The organism is uncultured Amaricoccus sp., assembly GCF_937891315.1.
Lineage (GTDB): Bacteria > Pseudomonadota > Alphaproteobacteria > Rhodobacterales > Rhodobacteraceae > Amaricoccus.
The window spans coordinates 1-6414 of record NZ_CALAGI010000107.1 but is presented as its reverse complement, the minus strand read 5'-3'; the positions used below and the strand labels follow the sequence as shown (position 1 = coordinate 6414).

Here is a 6414-nt window from a genome sequence, read left to right as displayed (position 1 = left end):
CGGCTCGCGGCCGATCTCGTGCAGCATCTGGCGGCTGGTGCGGACCAGCTTGTTGATCGTCTCGATCATATGCACCGGGATGCGGATGGTCCGCGCCTGGTCGGCGATGCTCCGGGTAATCGCCTGACGGATCCACCAGGTCGCGTAGGTTGAGAACTTGTAGCCGCGGCGATATTCGAACTTGTCGACGGCCTTCATCAGGCCGATATTGCCTTCCTGAATGAGATCAAGGAATTGCAACCCGCGGTTGGTGTATTTCTTCGCAATCGAGATCACGAGGCGGAGGTTCGCCTCGACCATTTCCTTCTTGGCCTGCCGGGCTTCCTTCTCGCCCTTCTGCACCTGGTTCACGATGCGGCGGAATTCGGAGATGTCGACGCCGACATACTGGCCGACCTCGGCCATCTCCTGGCGGATCTCGTCGGCCTTGTCGCGGTAGCGCGTGGTGAGATGGTCCCAGCCGCGGGATTTCAGCTTGGCGACGCGGTCGAGCCAGCCGGGTTCGAGCTCCGCCCCGCGGTATTCGGTGAGGAATTCCTGGCGGTTGACGCGCGCCTGGTCGGCCAGCTTCACCATGGCGCCGTCCAGCGTCATGATCTTGCGGTTGATGCCGTAGAGCTGATCGACCAGCTGCTCGATGCGGTTGTTGTGCAGATGCATCGAATTGACCAGCTCGACGATCTCGCCGCGCAGGCGCTGATATTCGCGCTCCTGGCCCGAGGAGAAGGTCTCGTCCTGGTTGAGCGTGGCCGAGATGCGGTTGTCCTGCATTTCGGCGAGCTTGGCGTAGTCGCTGGCGATGCGGTCGAGGGTCTCGAGCACCTGCGGCTTCAGCGCGGCTTCCATGGCGGCGAGGGACAGGCTGCCGGCGTCCTCCTCCTCGTCCTCCTCCGGCGCGGCGGGGCGCGGCTCACCTTCTTCCTCCTCGTCCTCGATGTGGTCGTCCTCGTCACGGGCGGCGCGGGGCGCCGGCTCGGGGCGGGGATCCATACGCGGCTGCGGCGCGGGATCCGACGTGGCGACCAGCGGCTCGATCGAGGTCTTGAGCGCGGCGGCGACGGTGGCGAGCTCGTCGGTTTCCATCGAGGCGCCGAAGGTCGTCTCGAGATCGATCACGTCGCGCAGCATGATCACTTCGTCGAGCAGCTCGTCGCGCCAGACCGTGATCGCCTGGAAGGTGAGCGGGCTCTCGCACAGGCCGAGGATCATCGTGTTGCGGCCGGCCTCGATGCGCTTGGCGATCGCGATCTCGCCCTCGCGGCTGAGCAGCTCGACCGAGCCCATCTCGCGCAGGTACATGCGCACCGGGTCGTCGGTGCGGTCGAGAGCCTCGCCGCCGACCGACGTCATGGCAAGTTCGCGCGAGCCGGAGTCCGATTCGGTCAGGTCGGCGGCTTCCTCGCGTTCCTCCTCCTCGCCCTCGTCCGATTCGATGACGTTGATGCCCATCTCGCTAAGCATCGCCATCACGTCTTCGATCTGTTCCGAGGTTACCTGTTCCGGCGGCAAAACCTCGTTCAGTTCGTCGTAAGTAATGTAGCCACGCGCCTTGGCGGTCGCCATCATCTTCTTGACCGCCGCCTGGCTCATGTCGAGCATGGGACCGGAGCTGTCCTGGCCTTCCTCGGTCTTCTTGCTTTCGGTATCCTTGGCGGCCATCGGGGGCTCCGTCGCTGTCCGGATGAATTTCCGGTTCGGTTGATTCGCTGGATATAATGCACGAATCACTGATTCGTAGTGATTCGCAATGATTCGCGACGCGCGTCAGCGTTTTCTGGGCGTCTTCGCGGACTGCTGGGCCTCGATGCTGGCCATTGTGTCGGCGAATTCTGACCGTTCCTCGCCGAGATCGTCGTTGTCGCCGGACAGGATGAAGGATTCGTGCGCGGCGTCGGCCGCCTGTCTGAGGCGCGGCGCGATCCAGTCCGGGCTCCTGTCCCCGGAAGGCCGCGCGAGTTCGGATCCGGCATCCATGGCCTCGGCGCGCAGGCTGGCGAGCGCGGCGTGGCGTGTCAGTTCCTCCTCGATCACGAGCGCGGCCATGTCGGGATCGGCACCGGCTTTCAGATGCGGATTGGCGCTGAGCTGACCGATGGCGCCGAGCTGGGCGAGGATATCGCGCCCGACCTGTTCGGCGACCCGGTCCGCCAGGGGGTGCGCGCCGTCGCGAGCATGTGGGGTCGCCCCGAGCGTGGACAAGAGGGCGTCGCGGATCTCGGCGAGATCGGCGCAGACGAATTCGACGCGCTCCAGCCGCTCCTCGCAGGCCGCGGCGAGCGTCGGGTGGTTGAGGCAGGCGAGCAGGATGGCACCCTCGCGGATCCGGGCCTCGGCGGTGGGGTCGTGCGCCGGCTGGGCGAGCGGCGAGGCGCGGGTGCTGGCGACCGGCGCGCCCTCGGTCAGGCGGGCGCGGCGGGGGCGCGGGGTCTGGCGGGCGCCCCGGCGCGGGGCGGTGGCGGGGCGCCATGTCTCGGCGAACAGCGTTTGGCGCCGAGCGCGGATGTCGGCCTCGTAATGGGCGCGCAGCGACGGATCGGTGATCCGGCCGAGATGCGCGCGCAACCGGGCGTCGAGCGCGGCGCGGCGTTCGGGGCTGTCGAGCGGCGCGCCCGAGGTCTCGCGCTCCCAGAGGAGGTCGAGCATCGAGCGGGTGGTGGCGAGTACCGGTTCCAGCGCCCGCGCGCCGCCGGCGCGCAGCACGTCGTCGGGATCCTGCCCGGCGGGCAGGATGGCAAAGCGCAGCGACTTGCCGGCGGCGAGCAGGGGCAGGGCGAGATCGACCACCCGCTGCCCGGCGCGCAGTCCGGCCGCGTCGCCGTCGAGCGCCACGGTCGGCTCGGGCGCGATCTTCCAGGCGAGCGCCAGCTGCTCCTCGGTGACGGCGGTGCCGAGCGGGGCGACCGCGTGTTCGAAACCCGCTTGGGCCAGCGCGATCACGTCCATGTAGCCCTCGACCAGCAGGAGCCCGCCGGTCTTGGCCGCCGCCGCGCGGGCCGGACCGATATTGTAGAGCGAGCGGCCCTTGTCGAAGAGCGGTGTCTCGGGGGAGTTGAGATATTTCGGCTGCTGGCCGTCGGAGAGCGCGCGGGCGCCGAAGGCGATGGCCCGGCCGCGCGCATCGCGGATCGGGAACATGATCCGGCCGCGAAAACGGTCGTAGGGCGTGCCGCCGCCCTCCGGCCGACCGACGAGGCCCGCCTCGATCAGGCGCTCGGTGGCGAAGCCCTTGCCGGCGAGATGCTCGATCAGCGCGGTCCGGCTGTCGGGGGCATAGCCGATCTCGAACCGCTCGCTGGTGGCGGCGGCGAGGCCGCGGCGGTCGAGATAGGCGCGGGCCTCGGTCGCGCGGCCGGTTTTCAGCTGCAGGCGGTAGAACTGGACCGCGGCTTCCATCGCCTCGACGAGGCCGGTCTGGGCGACCGAGCGCGCGGCGGCGGCCGGATCCCGCGCCGGCACGGGCATGCCGGCGATCCCCGCCAGCCGTTCCACCGCGTCGAGAAAGCCGAGATTTTCGGTCTCGCGCAGAAAACTGACCGCGTCGCCCTTCGCGTGGCAACCGAAGCAGTAATAATAACCCTTGGCATCATCGACATGAAACGAGGCCGATTTTTCCTGATGGAACGGGCAGGGCGCCCAATAGTCGCCACGGGTCGCATTGGACTTGCGGTCCCAGGCGACCTTGCGCCCGACGATCTGCGCCAGCGAAACGCGACCGCGCAACTCGTCGAGAAAACCGGGGGGGAGCGACATGGCGAAAATATCCTTCGCCGCGCGCGGCGTGGCAAGGGGAACAGATCGGGGGTGGACCGGAGCGGGGACGCTTACCGGGCGAAGGCCATCAGCAGGATGTTGTTCAGAGGTCCGATCATCAACACCACGAAGGCCCATTGCGCCAGAAACGCAGCGATCGCGGCGATGAAGGCGCGCGCGCCGGCCAAACCGTGCAGGCGCAGGCTCGCCCGGATCAGGATGGAGATGTACCAAAAGAAGAACGCGTTGGACGCCAAGACGAAAACGATCAGGAAGAGGAGCTGCCCGGGGGGCGCGGCGGCCATGATCTCTGAAGCCAGATTCGGTGAATAGACATGCCCGGCGAAATCGGGGCGCGCGAGGATTGGCAGCAGGAACTGGCTGAGCGGCATTTGCAGCAGCGACAACGGCGGATGAAACGCGGTGAGGAAGAAATAGAGAGACACGGTTTCCCTGTATTTCGCCGTGCCTCGGAAAAAGATCATGCAGGCATGCAGCAAGCTCGCCAACGCGATCCACGTGGTCACCTGAAACAGGTAGAGCGAGCCGACATACTGGACCGAGGCATAGTTGAACCCCGACAGCGCCGCGGGCGGCAGTTCGAAGACGCAGCAGAGCAGCGCGTTGATCATCATGAATTTCGTCGCGAAGACGAAAACCGCCTCGTCGCCGAGATCGAGATCGTCGAAGGCGCGGCTCCGCCGGGTGACGATATCGGTCCAGGCCCGCAGATAGGCCCAGCCGTTGGTCGCGACGAAATCCCGAAACGCCTTGACGAGTTCAGCCATCTGGCCACCATCTGTCCGGATTGTCCGGCCATATTCGAAAACGGTCATGTCCGAAAATCGGGACAAATGTCACGCAATGCGCGGGAGTGTACGCCCGCGCGGCCCTGCGTGCAACGCGATCAGTCTCGTGGGGCGATCAGGGTAAGGCCGCGTTCGGCGCCCGAGACGCGGTCGATGACCCGGATGCGTTCGGCGCCGAGATGGTCGACGGTGACGACCGCGAGCCAGTCCGAGCCGAGGGTCAGCGCCAGCGCCCGCTCGTCCGGCGGCAACTGCACGGTCGCGGGCAGCGGCGGCGGCGGGGCAAGGCGGCTGAGCCGGATGACAAGCAGCCCGACAATGGTTATGACACCGACGATCAACGTCACCGTCAAAGCCGTCACCAGCCAGCGCAACTGGCGCAGGCGGCGGGATTCGGGATAGTCTTCGGGAGCCGTTTCCATGCCCGCGCCTTCGCACCAGATCCGGGTCACGCTGGAGACCGCGCCCGACCAGAGGCTTGATAAGCTGTTGGCGGCGGCGGTGCCAGAGGGGCTTGGCCTCAGCCGCTCGCGCGTGCAGAAGCTGATCGCCGAGGGCGCGGTGGCGCGCGCTGACGGGACGCTCCTGCGCGATCCGAAGGCGCGGCTGGAGACGGGGGGTGAACTGGTGCTGACCCTGCCGGAGCCGACGGCGGGCGCGGCGTTGCCGGAGGCGATCCCTCTGGACATCTGCTATGAGGATCCCCATCTCATCGTGCTCAACAAGCCGGCGGGCCTCGTGGTGCATCCAGCGCCGGGCCAGCGCGACGGTACGCTCGTCAACGCGCTTCTCCACCATTGCGGCGACGGCCTCTCCGGGATCGGCGGTGAGATCAGGCCCGGCATCGTGCACCGGATCGACAAGGATACCTCCGGCCTGCTGGTCGTCGCCAAGGACGATGTCGCGCATCAGGGCCTCGCGGCGCAGTTCAAGGCGCATGATCTCGAGCGGCGCTATCTCGCGGTGACCCGCGGCGCGCCGGACCCTTCGGATCCCCGGCTCGCCAGCCTCGGCGGGGTAGGCTGGGAGCCGGGCGGCGTGCTGCGGATCGAGGGCGCCATCGGGCGGCATCCGGGCGACCGCAAGCGGATGGCGGTGCTCAGCCGCGACGGCCGCTGGGCGGTGACGCGGGCGCGCGTGCTGGAGCGGTTCGGCCCAAAGCCGGACGCGGCGCTGCTGGAATGTTGGCTCGAGACCGGACGCACCCATCAGATCCGGGTGCATCTGACCTTCGCCGGCCATCCGCTGATCGGCGATCATGTCTACGGTCGGCGAACCGGGGTGGCGGCGGATTTCCCGCGGCAGGCGCTGCACGCCGCGACGCTCGGCTTTGTCCATCCGGTGACCGGCGCCGCGATGCGTTTCGAGGCGCCGCCGCCGGAGGATTTCCAGGCGCTGCTCGCGGCGCTGCGCGGGCGCGGCGGTAACGCAACCGTTTAACGCTCCGTAGAGAGAGATGTATTAAGGATGAACGTCGCCGAAGGCGCAGGGCCTCGGCCAGAGGAGGACACGTGAGCTACTCGAAACTTCCCGCACCGTCTCCCGAACAGGGCCTGTCCCGGTACATGCAGGAAATCCGCAAGTTCCCGATGCTCGAGCCCGAGCAGGAATACATGCTGGCCAAGGCCTGGGTCGACCATGGCGACAAGGACGCGGCGCACCAGCTGGTGACGAGCCACCTGCGCCTCGCCGCCAAGATCGCCATGGGCTATCGCGGCTACGGACTGCCGACCGCCGAGGTGATCTCGGAGGCGAATGTCGGGCTGATGCAGGCGGTGAAGCGCTTCGACCCGGAAAAGGGTTTCCGCCTCGCGACTTACGCGATGTGGTGGATCCGCGCCTCGATCCAGGAATA

General features: G+C 67.5%; 6 protein-coding genes. 2 read left to right on the top strand and 4 right to left on the bottom strand.

Features of this window, described 5'->3' with window-relative positions:
• From rpoD to Q0480_RS10070, 4 genes are all read right to left on the bottom strand, one after another.
• Nucleotides 1-1659, bottom strand: a 1659-nt coding sequence (gene rpoD, locus Q0480_RS10085; RefSeq protein ID WP_299132546.1) for an RNA polymerase sigma factor RpoD, incomplete at its 3' end; no start/stop codon positions are given.
• A 105-nt stretch (nt 1660-1764) separates the two neighbouring features.
• Nucleotides 1765-3750 (bottom strand): DNA primase, encoded by a 1986-nt coding sequence (gene dnaG / locus Q0480_RS10080; protein ID WP_299132543.1) that lies wholly within the window; start codon nt 3748-3750, stop codon nt 1765-1767.
• Between the two features lie 71 nt (nt 3751-3821).
• The gene (locus Q0480_RS10075) at nt 3822-4538 is read right to left on the bottom strand and encodes a hypothetical protein (protein WP_299132540.1); all 717 of its coding nucleotides are present in this window, start codon (nt 4536-4538) and stop codon (nt 3822-3824) included.
• 119 nt (nt 4539-4657) lie between these two features.
• Nucleotides 4658-4981 (bottom strand): DUF6476 family protein, encoded by a 324-nt coding sequence (locus tag Q0480_RS10070; protein WP_299132538.1) that lies wholly within the window; start codon nt 4979-4981, stop codon nt 4658-4660.
• On the opposite strand from Q0480_RS10070, the gene Q0480_RS10065 reads away from it, so the two are divergent.
• Both Q0480_RS10065 and Q0480_RS10060 read left to right on the top strand, forming a co-directional pair.
• On the top strand, nt 4980-5999 hold the full coding sequence (locus tag Q0480_RS10065; protein WP_299132537.1) for an RluA family pseudouridine synthase: 1020 nt from the start codon (nt 4980-4982) through the stop codon (nt 5997-5999). The genes Q0480_RS10070 and Q0480_RS10065 overlap by 2 nt on opposite strands.
• A gap of 125 nt (nt 6000-6124) precedes the next feature.
• Nucleotides 6125-6414 (top strand): sigma-70 family RNA polymerase sigma factor (locus Q0480_RS10060; RefSeq protein WP_299132548.1); only part of this gene is annotated, 290 nt, incomplete at its 3' end.

Excerpts from the sequence above, each read along its gene's own strand:
- dnaG (WP_299132543.1), bottom strand. The coding sequence starts at position 3,750 with ATGTCGCTCCCCCCCGGTTTTCTCGACGAGTTGCGCGGTCGCGTTTCG.
- Q0480_RS10075 (WP_299132540.1), bottom strand. The coding sequence starts at position 4,538 with ATGGCTGAACTCGTCAAGGCGTTTCGGGATTTCGTCGCGACCAACGGC.
- Q0480_RS10065 (WP_299132537.1), top strand. The coding sequence starts at position 4,980 with ATGCCCGCGCCTTCGCACCAGATCCGGGTCACGCTGGAGACCGCGCCC.
- Q0480_RS10070 (WP_299132538.1), bottom strand. The coding sequence starts at position 4,981 with ATGGAAACGGCTCCCGAAGACTATCCCGAATCCCGCCGCCTGCGCCAG.